The organism is Gluconacetobacter asukensis (genome assembly GCF_014174375.1).
Lineage (GTDB): Bacteria > Pseudomonadota > Alphaproteobacteria > Acetobacterales > Acetobacteraceae > Gluconacetobacter > Gluconacetobacter asukensis.
Map to the genome: position 1 here is coordinate 202,472 of NZ_JABEQE010000007.1, position 19,033 is coordinate 221,504.

At 65.9% G+C, this 19,033-nt stretch carries 15 protein-coding genes and 1 tRNA gene; 9 read left to right on the forward strand and 7 right to left on the reverse strand.

Annotated features, from left to right (window positions below):
* Positions 1 to 35 precede the first annotated feature (35 nt).
* The 3 genes from mrdA (at position 36) to HLH35_RS10270 (ending at position 3,689) form a co-directional block, all read left to right on the forward strand.
* A complete protein-coding gene (mrdA, locus tag HLH35_RS10260) occupies positions 36 to 1,949 on the forward strand; it encodes a penicillin-binding protein 2 (RefSeq protein ID WP_182979039.1) in 1,914 nt (637 codons plus the stop codon).
* A gap of 133 nt (positions 1,950 to 2,082) precedes the next feature.
* Entirely contained in the window at positions 2,083 to 3,234 is a 1,152-nt protein-coding gene (gene rodA, locus HLH35_RS10265; protein ID WP_182979040.1) for a rod shape-determining protein RodA, read from the forward strand.
* On the forward strand, positions 3,231 to 3,689 hold the full coding sequence (locus HLH35_RS10270; RefSeq protein WP_338029330.1) for a DUF3293 domain-containing protein: 459 nt from the start codon (positions 3,231 to 3,233) through the stop codon (positions 3,687 to 3,689). Before rodA ends, HLH35_RS10270 begins: the two co-directional genes overlap by 4 nt.
* Here HLH35_RS10270 and glyS read toward each other — a convergent pair.
* Together glyS and HLH35_RS10280 are read right to left on the reverse strand one after the other, a co-directional pair.
* A complete protein-coding gene (glyS, locus tag HLH35_RS10275) occupies positions 3,670 to 5,730 on the reverse strand; it encodes a glycine--tRNA ligase subunit beta (protein WP_182979041.1) in 2,061 nt (686 codons plus the stop codon). The genes HLH35_RS10270 and glyS overlap by 20 nt on opposite strands.
* Positions 5,731 to 5,733: 3 nt before the next feature.
* Positions 5,734 to 6,627 (reverse strand): glycine--tRNA ligase subunit alpha, encoded by an 894-nt coding sequence (locus tag HLH35_RS10280; protein ID WP_182979042.1) that lies wholly within the window; start codon positions 6,625 to 6,627, stop codon positions 5,734 to 5,736.
* A gap of 183 nt (positions 6,628 to 6,810) precedes the next feature.
* On the opposite strand from HLH35_RS10280, the gene HLH35_RS10285 reads away from it, so the two are divergent.
* The 3 genes from HLH35_RS10285 to HLH35_RS10295 all read left to right on the forward strand — a co-directional run bounded on the left by HLH35_RS10285 (position 6,811) and on the right by HLH35_RS10295 (position 9,101).
* On the forward strand, positions 6,811 to 7,554 hold the full coding sequence (locus HLH35_RS10285) for a DUF2076 domain-containing protein (RefSeq protein ID WP_182979043.1): 744 nt from the start codon (positions 6,811 to 6,813) through the stop codon (positions 7,552 to 7,554).
* Between the two features lie 318 nt (positions 7,555 to 7,872).
* Positions 7,873 to 8,232 carry a YidB family protein gene (locus tag HLH35_RS10290; protein ID WP_182979044.1) on the forward strand — a complete coding sequence of 120 codons (360 nt, stop codon included), beginning with the start codon at positions 7,873 to 7,875 and terminating at the stop codon, positions 8,230 to 8,232.
* Between the two features lie 59 nt (positions 8,233 to 8,291).
* Entirely contained in the window at positions 8,292 to 9,101 is an 810-nt protein-coding gene (locus HLH35_RS10295; protein WP_182979045.1) for a transglutaminase domain-containing protein, read from the forward strand.
* Between the two features lie 93 nt (positions 9,102 to 9,194).
* Here the strand turns inward: HLH35_RS10295 and HLH35_RS10300 are convergent.
* The 5 genes from HLH35_RS10300 to ssb all read right to left on the reverse strand — a co-directional run bounded on the left by HLH35_RS10300 (position 9,195) and on the right by ssb (position 13,962).
* A tRNA-Lys gene (locus HLH35_RS10300) sits at positions 9,195 to 9,270 on the reverse strand.
* A gap of 89 nt (positions 9,271 to 9,359) precedes the next feature.
* A complete protein-coding gene (locus HLH35_RS10305) occupies positions 9,360 to 9,845 on the reverse strand; it encodes a peptidylprolyl isomerase (RefSeq protein ID WP_182948728.1) in 486 nt (161 codons plus the stop codon).
* A gap of 56 nt (positions 9,846 to 9,901) precedes the next feature.
* Positions 9,902 to 10,411 carry a pantetheine-phosphate adenylyltransferase gene (gene coaD / locus HLH35_RS10310; RefSeq protein WP_182979046.1) on the reverse strand — a complete coding sequence of 170 codons (510 nt, stop codon included), beginning with the start codon at positions 10,409 to 10,411 and terminating at the stop codon, positions 9,902 to 9,904.
* Positions 10,404 to 13,220, reverse strand: a complete 2,817-nt coding sequence (gene gyrA, locus HLH35_RS10315) for a DNA gyrase subunit A (RefSeq protein ID WP_182979047.1) — start codon at positions 13,218 to 13,220, stop codon at positions 10,404 to 10,406. The genes coaD and gyrA overlap by 8 nt, the downstream gene beginning before the upstream one ends.
* Before the next feature lie 172 nt (positions 13,221 to 13,392).
* A complete protein-coding gene (gene ssb, locus HLH35_RS10320; RefSeq protein ID WP_182979068.1) occupies positions 13,393 to 13,962 on the reverse strand; it encodes a single-stranded DNA-binding protein in 570 nt (189 codons plus the stop codon).
* Positions 13,963 to 14,297: 335 nt separating this feature from the next.
* Between ssb and uvrA the strand changes: the two genes are divergently transcribed.
* The 3 genes from uvrA to speE all read left to right on the forward strand — a co-directional run bounded on the left by uvrA (position 14,298) and on the right by speE (position 18,798).
* Positions 14,298 to 17,177 carry an excinuclease ABC subunit UvrA gene (gene uvrA / locus HLH35_RS10325; protein WP_182979069.1) on the forward strand — a complete coding sequence of 960 codons (2,880 nt, stop codon included), beginning with the start codon at positions 14,298 to 14,300 and terminating at the stop codon, positions 17,175 to 17,177.
* Positions 17,178 to 17,338: 161 nt separating this feature from the next.
* Positions 17,339 to 17,800 (forward strand): adenosylmethionine decarboxylase, encoded by a 462-nt coding sequence (gene speD, locus HLH35_RS10330; RefSeq protein WP_182965177.1) that lies wholly within the window; start codon positions 17,339 to 17,341, stop codon positions 17,798 to 17,800.
* A gap of 128 nt (positions 17,801 to 17,928) precedes the next feature.
* The gene (gene speE / locus HLH35_RS10335) at positions 17,929 to 18,798 is read left to right on the forward strand and encodes a polyamine aminopropyltransferase (RefSeq protein ID WP_182979048.1); all 870 of its coding nucleotides are present in this window, start codon (positions 17,929 to 17,931) and stop codon (positions 18,796 to 18,798) included.
* The last annotated feature ends 235 nt before the right edge of the window (positions 18,799 to 19,033 follow it).

The window sequence follows — 19,033 nt, forward strand, 5'->3', positions numbered from 1 at the left end:
GCGGTTTTCGATTTCGTCCCGGCCTGGATGAATTGATGGTTCGGCGTCGCAAAACCTTGCAGCGCCTGATGTCGCGGCCCGATGCCGATACGCCCTCGCGTGGGGTTTTTACCCGGCGTGCGCTGGTTGTGCTGGGAGCCCAGATGGCGGCATTCGGCCTGCTGGGGCATCGGCTGTACGGGTTGCAGGTGGTGGAGGGCGATCATTTCGCCCGCATGGCCGAGAATAATCGTGTCAGCCGCCGCCTGATCGCCCCGCCACGCGGGCGGGTGGTCGACCGGTTCGGGATCGCCGTGGCCTCGAACAAGGTGAACTGGCGTGCCCTGCTGCTGCCCGAGGAAACCAGCGACATACCGGGCACCCTGGATCGTTTTTCCGCGCTGGTGCCGATCGAGGCGCGGGACCGGGCGCGCATCGAGCGCGAAATCCGGCACAAGCGGCGTTTCATTCCGGTCATGCTGCATGATTTCCTGTCCTGGGACGACATGGCGCGGATCGAACTCAACGCGCCGTCACTGCCCGGGGTGCTGATCGATGTCGGGACCACGCGGAATTATCCGTTCGGGCCGCTGATGGCGCACGTGGTGGGCTATGTCGCACCGCCCGGCGACAAGGATGTGGCGCAGGACCAGACGCTGGCGCTGCCCGGAATGCGGGTGGGGCGTGCCGGTATCGAGCAGACCCAGGATGGGCTGCTGCGCGGCCAGGTCGGCGCGGTGGAGGTCGAGGTCAACGCGGTCGGTCGCCTGATGTCCGAATTGTCGCGCGACGAGGGGCAGCCAGGCGACGAAATCACCCTGACCATCGATTCGGGCCTGCAGCAGGCGGTGCTGGGGCGGATTGCCGACCAGTCGGCCAGCGCGGTGGTGATGGATTGCCGTAATGGCGAGGTGCTGGCCATGGTCAGCAACCCGTCCTTCGACCCGTCGCTGTTCGACAGCGGGGTCAGTCAGGCGCAGTGGCAGGAATGGGCCACTGATCCGCGCACGCCCCTGATCAACAAGGCGGTGGCTGGCGTCTATCCGCCGGGCTCGACCTTCAAGCCGGCGGTGGCGATGGCGGCGCTGAAGGCCGGCACCCTGTCGCCGACCGACCGAATCTTCTGTCCAGGTTATCTGGATGTGGGCGGGACGCGGTTCCACTGCTGGTCCCGCTATGGTCATGGCTCTTTGACCCTCAAGGACGGGCTGAAATTCTCCTGCGACGTGTTCTTCTACGAAGTGGCGCGGCGGACCGGCATGGATGCCATTGCGGCTGCCTCCCACAGTTTCGGGCTGGGCATGGATCTGGACATTGAACTGCAGCATACCCGAGTGGGCCTGATCCCCACGCCGGAATGGCGGCGGGCGCATGGCCAGCACTGGAACGGCGGCGACACGATCGTCAGCGGCATCGGTCAGGGGTTCGTGCAGGTGACGCCGCTGCAACTTGCCACCTATGTCTCACGGATCGCCAGTGGGCGGGCGGTGCAGCCGCATCTGGTTCGGGCGATTTCTGGCCGGCAGACCGACGGCACCGATGGTGGCCACTGGCCGGCACTGGACATGCCCGAGCCCTTCCTGGACCAGTTGCGGGCCGGGATGTACGCCGTGGTCAACGAGGAACATGGTACCGCGCCCAAGGCCAAGCTGGATATTCCGGGGGTGCAGATGGCCGGCAAGACCGGTTCGGCCCAGGTGCGGCATGTTTCGCGCGCGTTGCGCGAGAGCGGGCATTTCGATTCGTCTTCGCTGCCGTGGGAATACCGGCCCCATGCGCTGTTCATCTGCTTCGCGCCCTATGACGCACCGCGCTATGCAGCGGCGGTGGTGGTGGAGCATGGCAATGCGGGAGCTGCGGTTGCCGCCCCGCTGGCGCGCGATATCATGACCGACACGCTGACCCGGGACCCGGCGAACCGCAAGGAGCCGTCGGGCCAGGTGGTGGCGGAGGTCGAGGACTTCGAATAGTCGTCCCTATGGGGGCGCGTTCGGATTGCAACGCGCGCGCATGTTCAGTCAGACTCTGGACAAGGGCCGGTGGGACGCGCATCTGTGGCCGCCGTCCGTGCGGCGTAGCGGGCGATGACGCGGGACTGAGAGCATGAATTTCCAGAAACGCCTTCTGCGCGCCGAGCCCAATTTCCGTATCCTGGCCAAGCTGTGGCAGGTCAATTGGCTGTATGTGCTGCTGATCTGCGCGCTGGCGCTGATAGGTTACGGTGCGCTTTATTCGGCGGCTGGCGGGTCGTCCCGTCCATTCGCCGGGCCGCAGACCATTCGCTTTGCCATCGGCCTGGTGATGATGGTCTGCGTGGCGCTGATGAGTCCGCGTGTGCTGACGCGTCTGGCGTGGCCGCTTTATGGCCTGTCGCTGGTGCTGTTGGTTGCCGTGCTGCGCATGGGCCATGTCGGCAAGGGGGCGGAGCGATGGCTGATCGTCGGTGGCGTGCAGCTTCAGCCGTCCGAACTGGCCAAGATCGCGCTGGTGCTGGTGCTGGCGACCTGGTTCCATCGTGTCAGCTATCGGCGCATGGTCAATCCGCTCTATCTGCTGCCGCCCGCCGCCATGGTGCTGCTGCCGGTGGGGCTGGTGCTGAAGGAGCCCAATCTGGGTACGGCCGTCATCATAGGTGTGGTGGGTGCCACCATCTTCTTCGGCGCGGGGATGCGGCTGTGGCAGATCGCGCTGCTGCTGTTGCCGCTGCCCTTTCTGGGCAAGTTTGCCTACAGCCATCTGCATGACTACCAAAAGGCGCGTATTACTACCTTCCTGAATCCCGAAAGCGATCCGCTTGGGGCGGGTTATAACATCATCCAGTCGAAGATCGCGCTCGGTTCGGGTGGTATGTGGGGGCAGGGCTATCTGCACGGCACGCAGGGCCAGTTGAACTTCCTGCCTGAAAAGCAGACCGACTTCATCTTCACCATGATCGCCGAGGAATGGGGCTATGTCGGCGGGATTGCGGTGATCGGACTGCTGATGCTGATGGTGATCGGCGGCATGCTGATTGCCATGCGCAGCCGCAACCAGTTCGGACGGTTGCTGGGGTTGGGGATCGCGACCAATTTCTTCCTGTATTGCGCGGTCAACCTGTCGATGGTGATGGGGACGATCCCCGTTGGTGGTGTGCCGCTGCCGCTGATTTCCTATGGTGGGTCGGCCATGTTGACTGTGATGTTCGGTTTCGGCCTGCTGATGTCGGCCTGGGTGCATCGCAACGACCATTTTGGCGAGGCCGGGGACAGGTCGTGACCGGTCTGCGGCCGGTCGATGCCGCGACCGCGCTTGCATATCGGCGGAGCCTGTATCGTGCGGGCGGGATATCTGTGCGGGTCGGACAGCGCCCCGTGCCGGACGATCCGATGCTGCCCGCATGGTGGCGGCGCGGTGACGTGGTGTTCGTCAGCGCCGCCAATCCGGGTGGTCGCCGCCGGCCGGATGGCTGGAACCTGCGAGGGATGCGGGCACTGGCCGCATGTCTGGCAGGATGCGAAAGCCATGAAGGTGAGGGACGGCTAGGGCACTGGGCTGAGCCGCTGTTCGCCGTGCGTCTGCCGCTGGCACGTGGACGGGTGATCGCCCGGCGCTTCGGGCAAAATGCCGTTCTGCTGGTGCGGGACGGGAGGCCGGCACGGCTGGTGTTTCTTGAAACGCCCCACCCGGCGCGGTGGCCGGGTGGGAATGGACTCAGCCTTCGATCTGGCTGAAATCCGCGATCAGCACCGTCATGCGCCGGAGTTCGGCCAGCAGGCGCAGCCGGTTCAGGCGCAGCTCGGCACGGTCGGCGTTGACCGTGACTGCTTCGAAGAACCGGTCGAGGGCCGGCCGCAGGCGGGCGGCTTCGCGCATGGCATCGGTGTAGCGCTCACTGGTGATCGCGGCTTCGACCGCAGGAATGACCTCCAGCAGCATGTTGGCCAGGTCGCGTTCCTCTGGCTGCTCGTACAGCGTCGGGTCGGGCGTGCCGTCATGCGGGCCGTCCTTGCGGTCTTCGATCCGCAGGATGTTGGCAGCGCGTTTGGTCGCTGCCAGCAGGTTTTGTCCGTCATCAGTGGCCAGCATGGCGGCCAGCGCGTCGGTGCGGGCCAGCAGGCGGGTGATGTCGCTGTCCTCGTTTCCGCTGGAAATCGCGGCCAGGATATCATGGCGGGCACCTTCGGCGCGCAATTGGACCCGGAGCCGCTCGGCCACGAAACCGGGCAGCAGCGCCAGGTCCGGTGCGTCGCGCAGGGTCTCGGGCAGGGGCTCGGCCGCCAGCACGAACAGCCGGACCAGATCCAGCCGTAGTGCGTTTTCGCGGATGATGCGGATGATGCCCAGGGCGGCGCGGCGCAGCGCATAGGGATCGCCTGATCCGCCGGGTTTTTCGCCCGCCGCGAAGAAGGCGGTCAGGCTGTCGAGCTTGTCGGCCAGTGCCACCGCGATCGAGACTGGAGCCGTCGGGACGCCATCGGTCTGGCCGCGCGGCATATAGTGTTCGGCGATGGCCGTGGCGACGCTGGCGGGCTCGCCGTCATGCCGGGCGTAATATGACCCCATCACGCCCTGAAGCTCGGGGAACTCGCCCACCATGCCGGTGGTCAGGTCGGCCTTGGCCAGCAGGGCAGCGCGTTCGGCCTCGGCGGCCGGGGCGCCGACCATCGGCGCCAGTAGGCCCGCCAGACGGACGATACGTTGCACGCGCTCGCCCTGGCTGCCGAGGGCGGCGTGAAAGACGATGGCATCCAGCGCCGTGACCCGGCTGGCCAGGGGGCGTGCGCGGTCCAGGTCCCAGAAATGGCGTGCATCGGCGAAGCGGGCGCGCAGCACGCGTTCATTGCCCGCGATGGTCAGGGCGCCGCCATCCTCGGGTTGCAGATTGGCGACGAAGGCGAAGCGCGGCGCGGCCGAGCCGTCATCGCGGACCAGGGCGAAATAGCGCTGATTGACGCGCATCGACACCTGCATGACCTCGGGCGGCAGATCCATGAAGGTTTCGTCGATCCGGCCGAGGAACGGCACCGGCCATTCGGTCAGGCCCGCGACCTCGTCCACCAGGCCCGGATCGGCGACGATGCGCAGCCCTTCCTCGGCGGCCAGGCGGGCGGTGCCGTCGTCGATCAGGGCGCGGCGCTCGGCCGCGTCTACCAGGACCTGTCGGGCGCGCAGGCCCTCGCGCCAGTCGGCCGTGCCGGTCACGGCGAAGGCGCCGGGCGCGGTGAAGCGGTGGCCCTCGGTCAGCCGGTCGGCGCGCAGGCCGTGGCCGTTATCCTCGCCCTCGGCCAGGGTGACATCGACCACTTCGCCATCCAGCAGGCACAGGATACGGCGCAGCGGCCGGACCCAGGTGAAGGCGCTGCCGTCACCCCAGCGCATGGATTTGGGCCAGGGGAAGCGGCGTAGCAGGGGCGGCAGGATCTCGGCGATGCGGGTCGCCGCCTCGACAGGCGGGACGGTGCGGTTCAGCACCCAGAAGCCGTTTTCCAGCACCAGATCGTCCTGGGTGACGCCATGCTTGCGGGTGAAGCCGGCCAGCGCCTTTTCGGGCGCGCCCTCGCGCGGGCCGCGTTCGGCGATGGTGGTGCCGGGTACGGTGCCGTCCAGCGTCAGGGTCAGGGCGATGCGGCGAGGGCCGGCGAAGGCGGTGGCGTCGCGCGGGTTCAGCGGCGCCAGGGCCTCGGTGACCAGACGCAGCAGGTCGTCCGCCCCGCGGGCCTGCATGCGGGCGGGAATTTCCTCGGAAAACAGTTCGAGCAGAAGTTCGGGCATGACTTATTCCTCGCCAGCCAGCCATGCGTCGCAGCAGCGACGGGCCAGGGCCCGCACGCGGCCGATATAGGATGCGCGTTCGCTGACGCTGATCACGCCGCGCGCGTCCAGCAGGTTGAACAGGTGGCTGGCCTTCAGGCACTGGTCGTAGGCGGGCTGGGCGATACCGGCTTCGGCCAGGGCAGTGGCCTCGCGTTCGGCATCGATGAAATGGCGATGCAGCATTTCGGTGTCGGCCAGTTCGAAATTATGGCGCGAATAATCCCGCTCGGCGCGCAGGAACACGTCGCCATAGGTCAGGCCCTGGCCGTTGAAGTCGAGGTCGTAGACATTCTCGACCCCCTGGACGTACATCGCCAGCCGTTCCAGACCGTAGGTCAGTTCGGTGGAGGGAAGCACGGTGGGAATGCCGCCGACCTGCTGGAAATAGGTGAACTGCGTCACCTCCATGCCGTCGCACCAGACTTCCCAGCCCAGCCCCCAGGCACCGATGGTGGGGTTTTCCCAATCGTCCTCGACGAAGCGGATGTCATGTTCCAGCGGGTCGATGCCGATGGCGCGGTAGCTGTCCAGCAGCAGTTTCTGGCTTTCCTCCGGCGTCGGCTTCAGCAGTACCTGGTACTGGTAATAATGTTGCAGCCGGTTCGGATTTTCCCCGTAACGCCCGTCGGAGGGCCGGCGGCAGGGCTGGACATAGGCTGCTTTCCACGGCCGTTTGCCCAGCGCGCGCAGGGTGGTGTGCGGCGAGAGCGTGCCGGCCCCGACCTCGGTATCGTACGGTTGCAGAATGGCGCAGCCCTGTGCGGACCAGAACTGATGCAGTGTCAGGATCAGGTCCTGGAAGGACAGGGGACGCGCGGCAGGGGCACGGGGGCGAGGCGCGGAGGCCGGGACCATGGACAGGGATGCTCCGGGTAAGCGATGGAAAACGCATGCCATCCGGCACGCACAGGGGGCGCACCATACAGGTATGACGCGCGGATCGAAAGGCGGCGCGTGGCGTGGCGGGCCGGGGTTGCGAAATCCATGCACGCGGGCCACATCTAGGCTTGGCACTCTTGTCGGAGACAGGACGGAAAGATGAATACCGAAGAACGCGACCTGATCACGAAGTTCGTCGCCCGTGTGGGGGGCGCACCGCAGGGGGGCTTCGGCAGCGTACCTGCGACGACGCCCAACCTGCCGCCGATCGACCCGGAGGCCGACCAGTATATCGGTCAGATGTTCCAGCAATATCCTGAGGCCCGCTACCGCGTTACCCAGATGGCGGTGGTGCAGGAAGCGGCGCTGGTGGCGGCGCAGAATCGTATCCAGCAATTGCAGTGGCAGCTTCAGCAGGCGCAGCAGGCCCTGCAGGCACAGCAGCAGCAGCGCCCCGCGGGGAGCGGCGGTGGCCTGTTCGGCGGGCTGTTTGGTGGCGGACAGCGGGCGCAGGCGGCGCCTCCGCCGGGTTGGGGACAGCAGGCGGCTCCGCCGCCGCCCCAGCCGCAGCAGGCTTATCCGGCGGGTATGCAGCCGGGGATGTTTCCGGCGCGTGGCAGCGGCTTCTTGGGGTCGGCCCTGACGACGGCGGCTGGTGTCGCGGGCGGCATGATGGTGGGCAATGCCCTGACCGACCTGTTCAGCGGCCATCATGATGGCGGGGGCTTCGGTGGGGGCGGAATGGGTGGCGAGACGGTCATCAACAACAATTACGGGGCTGCGCCGGGGGGTGATCCCTTTGGTGGTGCTGGGACCGATGTCGATCCGGGCTTCGATGCCGGTGGCGGCGGCGATGGCGGTTTCGGCGGCGACTGGGGCGGCGGCGGCGACGACAATTTCTGAAGCGAGCCGGCTTCGGCGATGATGGAAAGGCGGCCTGAAACGGCCGCCTTTTTCATAATCTGCGCCCCGGAATGCCGCCTTTGTCTCACATTGCCGTGAGGTATATTGATGTCAAACATGAATGAGTGTTATTCAGAAAACGGCCACTAAGGCCATTTCCTCTGTGTCGTCTCATCCGCGGGAAACCGGGGCCGTCAGGCCCCGGTTTTTCCGTTTGGGGATCTGGTTTCGGCCTCAATCATTCGGGAGGACGAAACGATGCGGTTTTCGGAGCGTTGCGAATTTCAGGCCACAACGTTTCGAGAATGGAGAGGCCCTATGTCCATTACTGACTCCGCCACGACGCTTGGCGATTTCCTGACCGGTGCCCGTTACGATCATTCGGGGCTGGTCAGTGCGGTTCATGAATATCTGGATGGGGTGAAGCGCCAATACGGGCTGAACGGCTTTGCCGAGCGCGCGGCGGTCGCGGGCTATGGCGATATCGTCGCGCGCTGGAAGGCCGATGACACGGCGGGCCCGATAACCGAGGACATGGTGCGCACCCTGATCGCACAAAGCGATCTGGAGCATTTCGCGGAACAGACGGGCCTGTCGGTGCCGGCTGTCGTCACGATCCTGGCGCGCCAGCTGCCGATCGTGATCTACAAGCGGGCGCATGCGGTCGAGCCGCACTGACTTGACATCGTGAACCGGTACGGGCGGGGTGGCGGGGACGGCCAGGAAGGGAAAACGGCGTGCTGATTCGTGCCGGTTACGACATCGCCCTGACGGTCCAGGCCCCGACTCCCATGGTGCTGATGCTTGAGGTCCATCCGGATCGCGAGCCGGACCTGATGACGCCCCAGACCCCGGTCTTCGATCCGCCCGTGCCGACGCAGCGCTATCTGGACGGATTCGGCAATCGCTGCACCCGTCTGGTGGCGCCCATCGGCACCTTGCGGACCAGCCTGTCCTTCGTCATTGCCGATAGTGGCCTGCCCGACCGGTGGATGCCCGGGGCGCGGGAGGTGCCGGTGGCGGACCTGCCGGCGGATTGCCTGGTGTTCCTGATGGGCAGCCGGTATTGCGAGACCGATCTTCTGTCCACCATCGCGTGGTCGATGTTCGGCCACCTGGCGCCGGGGTGGGGACGGGTGCAGGCTATCGTCTCGTTCGTGCACCAACATATCCGCTTCGATTACCAGCAGGCGCGCCCGACCCGTACGGCCTATGAGGCCTATCAGGAAGGGGTGGGCGTGTGTCGCGACTATGCCCATCTGGCGGTGACGCTCTGCCGCTGCATGAATATCCCCGCGCGGTACTGCACCGGCTATCTGGGCGATATCGGGATTCCGCCGGTCGATTATCCGATGGATTTCTCGGCGTGGTTCGAGGTGTGGCTGGAAGGCCAGTGGTTCACCTTCGACGCGCGGCACAATATGCCCCGGATCGGGCGGATTGTGATGGCCAGGGGGCGGGATGCGACGGACGTGGCGCTGACGACGACCTTCGGTCCGGCGGGACTGTCCAACTTTTTCGTGACGACTTATGAGGAGATCGGCTGAGAGGCTGGTCGCCTTCGTTCTTTTTAAAAAAAAGAACCCAAAAACTTCTGATCTGTTCAGGAGTTTTCCGGGGCGCACGATACCCCTGAAAATTGGTGAGCCGGGTGGGACTCGAACCCACGACCATTCGATTAAAAGTCGAATGCTCTACCGACTGAGCTACCGGCTCACCGGGACCGCGTAGCGGTGCGGCCCCGGGTACCGGCTTCAGCCGGTCAAGTCAACCGTCAAAGGCGGTGACGTGGCGCGGTTTGTCGATCAGGCCGCGACGGGGCGCATGGAAATGATGCGATCCGGGTCCTGCACCACGCCGCTCTGGCCGGCGCCGCGCTTGATCTGGTCGATATGCTCCATGCCTTCGACCACCTGGCCGACGATGGTGTACTGGCCGTCGAGATGCGGCGAGGGCTCGAACATGATGAAGAACTGGCTGTTCGCGCTGTCGGGATTCATGGTGCGGGCCATGCCGACGGTTCCACGCTCGAACTTCGCGGCGCGCGTGAATTCGGCCTTCAGGTCGGGCAGGTGGCTGCCGCTGGTGCCGGTGCCCGTCGGGTCGCCGCCCTGTGCCATGAAGCCGTGGATGACGCGGTGGAAGGGCGTGTTGTCGTAGAAGCCTTCGGTGGCCAGCGTGCGAATCCGCTCGGCAGCCAGCGGCGCCAGGTCGGGGCGGAGCTGGATGATCACATGGCCGGTCTTCAGCTCCACGTCGATCAGGTCGGCCTTCGGTGCGGTGTCAGACATCGTTCGTATTCCAGTTTGCTTGCGTGTCGCGCGGCATGGATGCCGGGCGACCGGCGTTATCCCCCCAGCCGCGCCATGATGCGCTGGCGGGTGAAGGGGGGGACGAAGCTGGTGATGTCGCCGCCCAGGCGTGCGACCTCCTTCACCAGCCGCGAAGAGATATATTGGCTGCGTTCGGTGGCCATCAGGAACACCGTCTCGATATCCGGGGCCAGATGATGGTTCATGCCGAACATCTGGACCTCGTAATCGAAATCGGTAACCACGCGCAGCCCCCGCACGATCACGGTGGCGCCATGGCGGCGCGCCTCCTCGACCAGCAGGTTGCTGAAGCCGATGACCTGGATCAGGGCTCCGGTCCGTTCGGCGATGGATCGGGTTTCCTCGACGACGCAGGTGATGCGTTCGTCCAGCGGCATCAATGGCTGCTTGCCGGAATTTTCCGCCACCCCGATGATCAGCCGGTCCACCAGCCGCGCCGCACGTTCGACGATATCCAGGTGACCGGTGGTCACCGGGTCGAACGTGCCGGGGTAGAATCCCGTGCGCGGCCCGCCATCAGGCATCGGGGGCCTCCTGCGGAGCGGCGTCTTCGTCCGTGGCGTCGTCCCCGTCATTGCCCTCGTCGTCATCGTCTTCCATGACGGGGAAGACGCTGATGACGTGTTCGGTCGCATCCAGCCTGAACAGCGTCACGCCGCTGGCCTGCCGCGACATGACGCGGATCTGGTCGACCGGCACGCGGATCAGGCGGCCGGCATCGGTGACCAGCATCACGTCGGTCCCGCCGATGACCGGCAGGGTGGCGACGACCTCGTTCCCGCGCTTGCCGGATGTGAAGTTCATGTTGGAGATGCCCTGGCCGCCGCGACCGGTCACGCGATAATCGTAAGCCGACGAGCGGCGTCCGAAGCCCGCGTTGCTGACGATCAGCAGGATTTCCTCGGCCAGCTCCAGTTCGGCGAACCGTTCCGGGTCGATCACCGAATCGGCGGGCAGCGCCTCTTCATCCGAGGTGTCGGCAGAGGCGTCGGCCGCGACATCCTCGGCCTCGTCGCTGCCCTGGCTGGCTGCGAGTTCGGCCCGGCGGCGGGCATTGGCCATGCGCAGATACGATGCGCGTTCCTCGACCGTCGCCTCCACATGGTTCAGGACGCACAGGCTGTTGACCTCGTCCCCTTCGCCCAGGCGGATGCCGCGCACGCCCGAACTGTCGCGCCCGGCAAAGACGCGCAGCGTGTCGTCGGTGATCTGGAAGCGGATGCAGCGGGCATTGCGCGTGGCCAGGAACACGTCCTGCCCCTCGCGGCAGGTCGCGACGCCGATCAGCCGGTCGCCTTCGTCCAGCTTCATCGCGATCAGGCCGGAGGCGCGGATATTGCGGAAATCGCTCAGCCGGTTGCGGCGCACGGTGCCGGACGCGGTGGCGAAGACCAGGTGCAAATTCTCCCACAGCGTCTCGTCCTGCGGCAGGGGCAGGACGGCGGTGATCGAATCTCCGCCCAGGTCGGGCAGCAGGTTGACCAGCGCCCGTCCCTTGGCGGTCGGGCTGGCCTCGGGCAGGCGCCAGACCTTCTCGCGATAGGCCTTGCCGCCCGACGAGAAGAACAGGACCCATTGATGGGTATGGGCGTTGAACGAGCGCACCACGATGTCGTCGCCCCGGCGGCCGGCGGCGGTACGGCCGCGTCCGCCGCGATTCTGCGCGCGGAAGATTTCCAGCGGCGTGCGCTTGATGAAGCCCTCGCGCGTGATCGTGACCACCATCTGGCCGGGTTCGATCAGGCTTTCATCCGTCTGGTCGCCGGCATAATCGACGATTTCAGTCAGCCGCGGATTGGCCAGTTCGGCACGGATCGCCGCCAGTTCCTCGCACATCACCTCCATGCGGCGGGGGCGGCTGGCGATGATGACCAGAAGCTCGTTGATCTTCTCCGCGACCTCGGACAGTTCCTGCTGGATCTTGTCGCGCTCCAGCCCGGTCAGGCGTTGCAGGCGCAGTTCCAGGATGCCGCGGGCCTGGGCCTCGGTCAGGTGGACCTTGCCGTCGATGACGACATTGCCTTCGTCATGGATCAGCGCCAGCAGCGGCTCGACATCGGCGGCGTCCCAGGCCGTGGTCATCAGCGCTTCGCGGGCGCTGGCGGCGTCGGGGGCGGCGCGGATCAGGGCGATCACGGCGTCGATATTCGCGACCGCGATCACCAGCCCGACCAGCAGGTGGCCACGGTCGCGCGCCTTCATCAGGTCGTACCGCGCGCGGCGCAGGATCACCTCCTCGCGGAAGGTGATGAAGGCTTGCAGTATGGATTTCAGCCCCATGAGCTGGGGTTGGCCGTTATTCAGCGCCAGCATGTTGACGCCGAAGGAGGTCTGGAGCTGCGTGAAGCGGTAGAGCTGGTTCAGCACCACTTCCGGCGTGGCGTCGCGCTTGACCTCGATGACGATGCGCATGCCCGACCGGTCGCTTTCGTCGCGGATGTCGGAAATGCCCTCGATCTGCTTGGCGCGCACCAGGTCGGCAATGCGCTCCTGCAAGGTCGATTTGTTCACCTGGTACGGGATTTCGGTGATGATGATCGCGTGGCGGTCGCGATGCAGGTCCTCGATCTCGGCGCGGGCGCGGATGATGACCGAGCCGCGCCCGGTCTCGAACGCGCTGCGGATGCCCGCGCGGCCCAGGATGATGCCGCCGGTCGGGAAATCCGGCCCCGGCACGATCTTCATCAGGTCTTCGAGCGTCAGGTCCGGCTGGGCGATCAGGGCCAGGGTGGCGTCGATGATCTCGCCCGGATTGTGGGTCGGGATATTGGTCGCCATGCCGACCGCGATGCCCGAGGCGCCGTTGATCAGCAGGTTGGGGAAAGCGGCGGGCAGGATCTTGGGTTCCTGCTCGCTTTCATCGTAGTTCGGCTGGAAATCGACCGTGTCGCGATCGATATCGTCCAGCAGGAAGGACGAGGCCTTGGCCAGGCGTGCTTCGGTATAACGCATCGCGGCCGGGGAATCGCCGTCGACCGAGCCGAAATTGCCCTGTCCGTCGATCAGCTTCACGCGCATCGACCAGGATTGCGCCATGCGGACCATGGCGTCGTAGATCGAGGAATCGCCGTGGGGATGGTATTTACCCATCACGTCGCCGACCGCGCGGGCCGATTTGCGATAGGGCTTGTCGTGGGTGAACCCGCTTTCGCGCATCGAATAGAGGATGCGCCGATGCACCGGCTTCAGCCCGTCCCGCACGTCCGGCAGGGCGCGGCTGACGATGACCGACATCGCATAGGCGAGGTAGGAGGAGCGCATTTCCTCCTCGACGGTTACCGGAACGATGTCGGAGGGGGCCGGCGGCTGCGGCGAGTCGGGAATCTCGGTCAAGGCATATCCGTCATGTCAGTGCCATCTCTCTCGCGCCGGGCGCGCGCCGAATGGCGGGAACTGGTCCGGGTCCGGCGCCGGTGGAGGCATCCACCCTAGCATAGACTGCCGGCCGGGGAAAAACCGCGCCCCGGCCCGGGCCGACAGGGGCCGGGGCCGGGAGGAGGCCGCCTTAGAACGGAATTTCGTCGTCCAGGTCGCTGCCGCCGCCATGGGGCGCATCCCAGCCGCCGCCGGCCGGTGCGGCAGGGGCGCCATGGTTGCCACCTGCGCCGCCGCGCGCGCCGCCGATCTGGCGGGGAGCGGAGGGGGCTCCGTATCCGCCGCCACCGCCACCGCCGTAACCACCGCCGCCATAGCCGCCGGCATCATCGCCGGATTCGCCGCCGCGGTTGCTGTCCAGCAGGACCAGGTCGCCACGGAAACGGTCCACCACCACTTCGGTCGTGTAGCGTTCCTGCCCGGACTGGTCGGTCCATTTGCGGGTCTGGAGCGAGCCTTCCAGATAAACCTTGCGGCCCTTGCGCAGGAAGCGTTCCGCCACGTCGGCAATGCGCTCGTTGAAGATCACGACGCGATGCCATTCGGTCTTCTCGCGCCGCTCGCCCGATGCCTTGTCGTTCCAGGTGTCGCTGGTGGCCAGCGTCAGCGACACGATCTTGGCGCCGTTCTGGCTGTTCCTGACTTCGGGGTCCTTCCCCAGATTGCCCACGAGGATGACCTTGTTGACGCTACCCGCCATAGTGCTGCCCTGCCGCTGTCCGGTCCGGGGCCGCGCATTCGGGCGCCGCCCCATCAAAAAAACCGTCCACCCGGACCGGTGCGGTTGGGGGACGGGACTCAGGTGCGATCCTAACCCAGATGGCCGCCCGATGATACCTGCATGTAGGGCGCCCGGTCGGGCGGGGGCGTATCGCCATGGCATTTTCCGGTGGGCGGATCTTGGCGGCGGCGTTGGAACCCGGCAGAACAGAGGAAGAACGACTCAGCCCGGCGCGCGCCGGAGCAGAACGGAGAGCGGACATCATGGCGAATCGATCCAGCCCGGTCGCGGCCGAGCCGACAGCGTCGATCGGGATGCGCGATGCGCCGGTCATCCGGGTGCGCGGCGCGCGGGCGCATAATCTGAAGAATGTCGATGTCGAGATCCCGCGCGACGCGCTGACGGTGGTGACCGGCCTGTCGGGCTCGGGCAAATCGTCGCTGGCGTTCGATACCATCTATGCCGAGGGGCAGCGGCGCTATGTCGAGAGCCTGTCGGCTTATGCGCGACAGTTCCTGGAGCTGATGGGCAAGCCCGATGTGGACGCGATCGAGGGTCTGTCGCCCGCGATTTCCATCGAGCAGAAGACGACCTCGAAGAATCCGCGCTCGACCGTCGGCACGATTACCGAGATCCATGATTACATGCGCCTGCTGTGGGCGCGGGCGGGGGTGCCCTATTCGCCGGCCACCGGCCTGCCGATCGAGGCGCAGACCGTCAGCCAGATGGTCGATCGGGTGATGGCGATGCCCGAAGGGACCCGGCTGATGCTGCTGGCGCCCGTGGTGCGGGACCGCAAGGGCGAGTGCCGCAAGGAACTGGCGGAATTGCAGCGCAAGGGCTTTGCCCGCGTGAAGGTGGACGGCACGCTGTATGAGATCGCCGATGTGCCGGACCTGAACCGCAAGCTGCGCCATACGGTCGAGGCGGTGGTGGACCGCGTGGTGGTGCGGCCGGGCGTGGAATCGCGGCTGGCCGACAGTTTCGAGACCGCGCTGGGGCTGTCCGACGGGCTGGTCTATGCCGAAGAGGTGGTGCGCGACGGGGCGGAGGTGCCGCCGCATGTCGTGTTTTCCTCGCGGTTTGCCTGTCCGGTCAGTGGCTTCACGCTGGAGGAGATCGAGCCCCGGCTGTTTTCGTTCAACGCGCCGCAGGGGGCCTGCCCGGCCTGTGACGGGATCGGCACCGAGACCTTCTTCGACCCGCATCTGATCGTGCCGGACGAATCGCTGTCGCTGGCGGCGGGGGCCATCGCGCCGTGGCGCAGCACGCAGAGCCCCTATTACCAGCAGACGCTGGAAAGCCTGGCCGCCCATTACGGCGTGAAGATGGACACGCCGTGGCGTGACCTGCCGGCAGGCGTGCGCGCGGTGATCATGGAGGGGGGCGAGGATGAGGCGACCTTCCAGTACCGTGACGGCCGCAAGAGCTACAGCCTGACCAAGCGGTTCGAGGGCGTGGTGGCCAATCTGCGCCGCCGGGTGGCCGAGACCGACAGCGTGTGGGTGCGCGAGGAACTGTCGCGCTATCAGTCCGACAAGCCGTGCCATGTCTGCCATGGCGCGCGGCTGCGGCCGGAGGCGCTGTCGGTGCGGGTGGCGGATCGCACCATCGCCCAGGCCTCGGACCTGCCGATCCGCCGGGCGCTGGAATGGTTCGGCACCGTGGAGGCGACGCTGACGCCGCAGCGCGCCGAGATCGCGCGCCGCATCCTGCGTGAGATCCTGGACCGGCTGCGTTTTCTGGACGATGTCGGGCTGGATTACCTGACGCTGTCGCGGGGATCGGCCACGCTTTCGGGTGGGGAAAGCCAGCGGATACGGCTGGCCAGCCAGATCGGGTCGGGCCTGACAGGCGTGCTGTATGTTCTGGACGAGCCTTCGATCGGGCTGCACCAGCGCGACAATGAGCGGCTGCTGGGCACGTTGCAGCGGCTGAAGCGGCTGGGGAATACGCTGATCGTCGTGGAGCATGACGAGGATGCGATCCGCTCGGCCGACTGGCTGATCGACATGGGGCCGGGGGCGGGCGTCAATGGCGGCCATGTGGTCGCCATCGGCACGCCGGCGCAGGTGGCGGCCAATCCGGCGAGCCTGACGGGGGATTATCTGTCGGGCCGCAAGCAGATCGCGGTGCCGGAGAAGCGCCGCCCGGTGGACCCTAAGCGCATGCTGGTGCTGGAAGGGGCCAGCGGGAATAATCTGCATGATGTGACCGCGCGCTTTCCGCTGGGGACCTTTACCTGCGTGACCGGTGTGTCAGGCGGGGGCAAGTCGACGCTGGTGATCGACACGCTGTACAAGGCGCTGTCGCGGCAATTGATGGGGTCGGGGCAGAATCCGGCGCCCTATCGCCGGATCGCCGGGCTGGAGCTGCTGGACAAGATCATCGACATCGACCAGTCGCCGATCGGCCGCACGCCGCGTTCGAACCCCGCGACCTATACCGACCTGTTCGCGCCGATCCGCGACTGGTTCGCCGAGCTGCCGGAGAGCAAGGCGCGGGGCTACAAGCCCGGCCGGTTCTCGTTCAACGTCAAGGGCGGGCGGTGCGAGGCCTGCCAGGGCGACGGCGTGCTGAAGATCGAGATGCACTTCCTGCCCGACGTGTTCGTGACCTGCGATACCTGCAAGGGGGCGCGCTATAATCGCGAGACGCTGGACGTGAAATTCCGCGGCAAGTCGATTGCCGATGTGCTGGCGATGACGGTGGACGAGGCGCTGCCGTATTTCTCCGCCGTGCCGCGCATCCGCGACCGACTGGCCATCCTGCAGCAGGTCGGGCTGGGCTATGTCGCCCTTGGCCAGCAGGCGACCACGCTTTCGGGCGGTGAGGCGCAGCGCGTGAAACTGTCCAAGGAGCTGGCGCGGCGGGCCACCGGCCGCACGCTGTATATTCTGGACGAGCCGACGACGGGGCTGCATTCCGAGGATGTGCGCAAGCTGCTGGACGTGCTGCACGCCCTGGTGGACCAGGGGAATACGGTGCTGGTGATCGAGCATAATCTGGACGTCATCAAGACGGCGGACTGGGTGCTGGATATGGGGCCGGAAGGGGGCGATGGCGGTGGCCGGATCGTCGCCGAGGGCACGCCCGAGGAGATTGCGGCCTGTGCCGAAAGCCATACCGGGCGCTTCCTGGCCCCGCTTCTGCCGGCGCCGTCGAAAGGGCGGAAACGGCGCGCGAAGGGCTGAGTTTTCCCCTCTTTGAGAAGCTTATGTGAAAGAGGTGAAAAAAAACGTGTCCGGGGGGTAAAAACGCTTGCGTTGACAGGGGGAAGGCCTTATCAGCGGCCCCTCTTGGCCCAAGGGGGCGATCCCGCCCAACAGGCTGTCTACTGGTTTGGGGGTACGTGATGAACGCACTTGCTCAGCTGGGGATGGTCTCGGAACTCCCGAGCAATATCCAGATGTCTTCAGCTCCGTCCTCGGTTGACGAGGAGCGGAAGGATTACTTCGTCGAGCGCGACGGGATGAAGTTTGCGGGAACGCATCTTCTTGTCGATCTCTGGGAGGCTCGGAATCTTGATGATCCGGAGCAGATCGACCGTACGCTGTGCGAAGCGGCGGTGACGGCCGGGGCGACGATCCTGCACAGCCATTTCCACCATTTCACGCCCAATGGCGGCGTGTCGGGCGTGGTGGTGCTGGCCGAGAGCCACATCTCGATCCACACGTGGCCGGAGCGGAATTTCGCCGCCGTCGACATCTTCATGTGCGGCGCGTGCGATCCGCACCTGGCGATCCCGGTGATGCAGCGCCTGTTCCAGGCGGGCCGGGTGGTCGTGGACGAGCAGCGTCGCGGCCGGGTCGGCTGATTGGCGAGGGTGCCGGCATGGCCCGGCGCCCGTTCGTCCGGCGTGGCATGATGCCGCGTGAGAATTAAGGGCCGGATTCGTCCGGCCTTTTTTTATGTGCCCATTTTCGTGCCGGGGAGACACAGGCAATGACCGACGCATGGATCGGCGAAACACTCTATGACGGCTGGCAGCAGCGTTTCCGTGTTCGCAAGGAACTGGCCCGTACCAAAAGTGCCTTCCAGGATATCGTTGTTTTCGAAAGCGAGACGCATGGTGGCGTGCTCGTTCTCGATGGTGTGATCCAGATCACCGAGGGTGACGAGTTCGTCTATCAGGAAATGCTGACGCATGTGCCGGTGCTGGCCCATGGTGACGCAAAGAGCGTGCTGATTATCGGTGCCGGCGATGGCGGCGTGCTGCGCCGCGTGCTGCAGCATCGGGGTGTCGAGCGTGCCGTGATGGTCGAGATCGACGGTGCGGTGATCGAGCTGTCCAAGCAGTTCCTGCCGGGCATTGCCGGCGACGCCTGGAACGACCCGCGCGCCAATGTGATCGTGGGTGACGGTATCGATTACGTCGCCAAGGCGGAAAGCGGCTCGGTCGATGTCATCATCGTCGACAGCACCGATCCGATCGGGGTGGGCGAGGTGCTGTTCACCGATGCGTTCTATGAGCATTGCGCCCGTATCCTGACGCCCAACGGCATCATCGTGAACCAGTGCGGCGTGCCGTTCATGCAGGCGGACGAACTGCGCGAGACCAGCCTGCGCCGTGCGCAGTTCTTCCCGCATGTTTCGGCCTATGTGGCGGCGGTGCCGACTTATGTCGGTGGCTTCATGACGCTGGGCGTGGCGGCCAAGGGGACCAATCCGGCCCTGCATTCGGTCGAGACGATCCGTGCGCGGGCCGAGCAGGCGGGCATTCTGGGCACCACCGGGTATTGGACGCCGGAGATCCATACCGGTGCCTTCAACCTGCCGCCTTATATCGCCAAGCATCTGCCGGCATCGAAGTAATCGTTAGGTTGGCATGACCAGGGCTCTGCCCTGGACCCGGCAGGGCCTGAGGCCCTGCACCCCAACCATCTGATAACGAATGGGTTTCCAAAGGGCGAATGCCCTTTGGTGGGTCAAGGGCAACGCCCCATAGGCGCGAAGGTAATGGATTGAATTGAGTGTCCGACTTATGATTCAAGAGAAAGATGCGTTCTGTATCTCTTCTTGGCGGGGATTGGGGGTCTGTTGTCCGCGC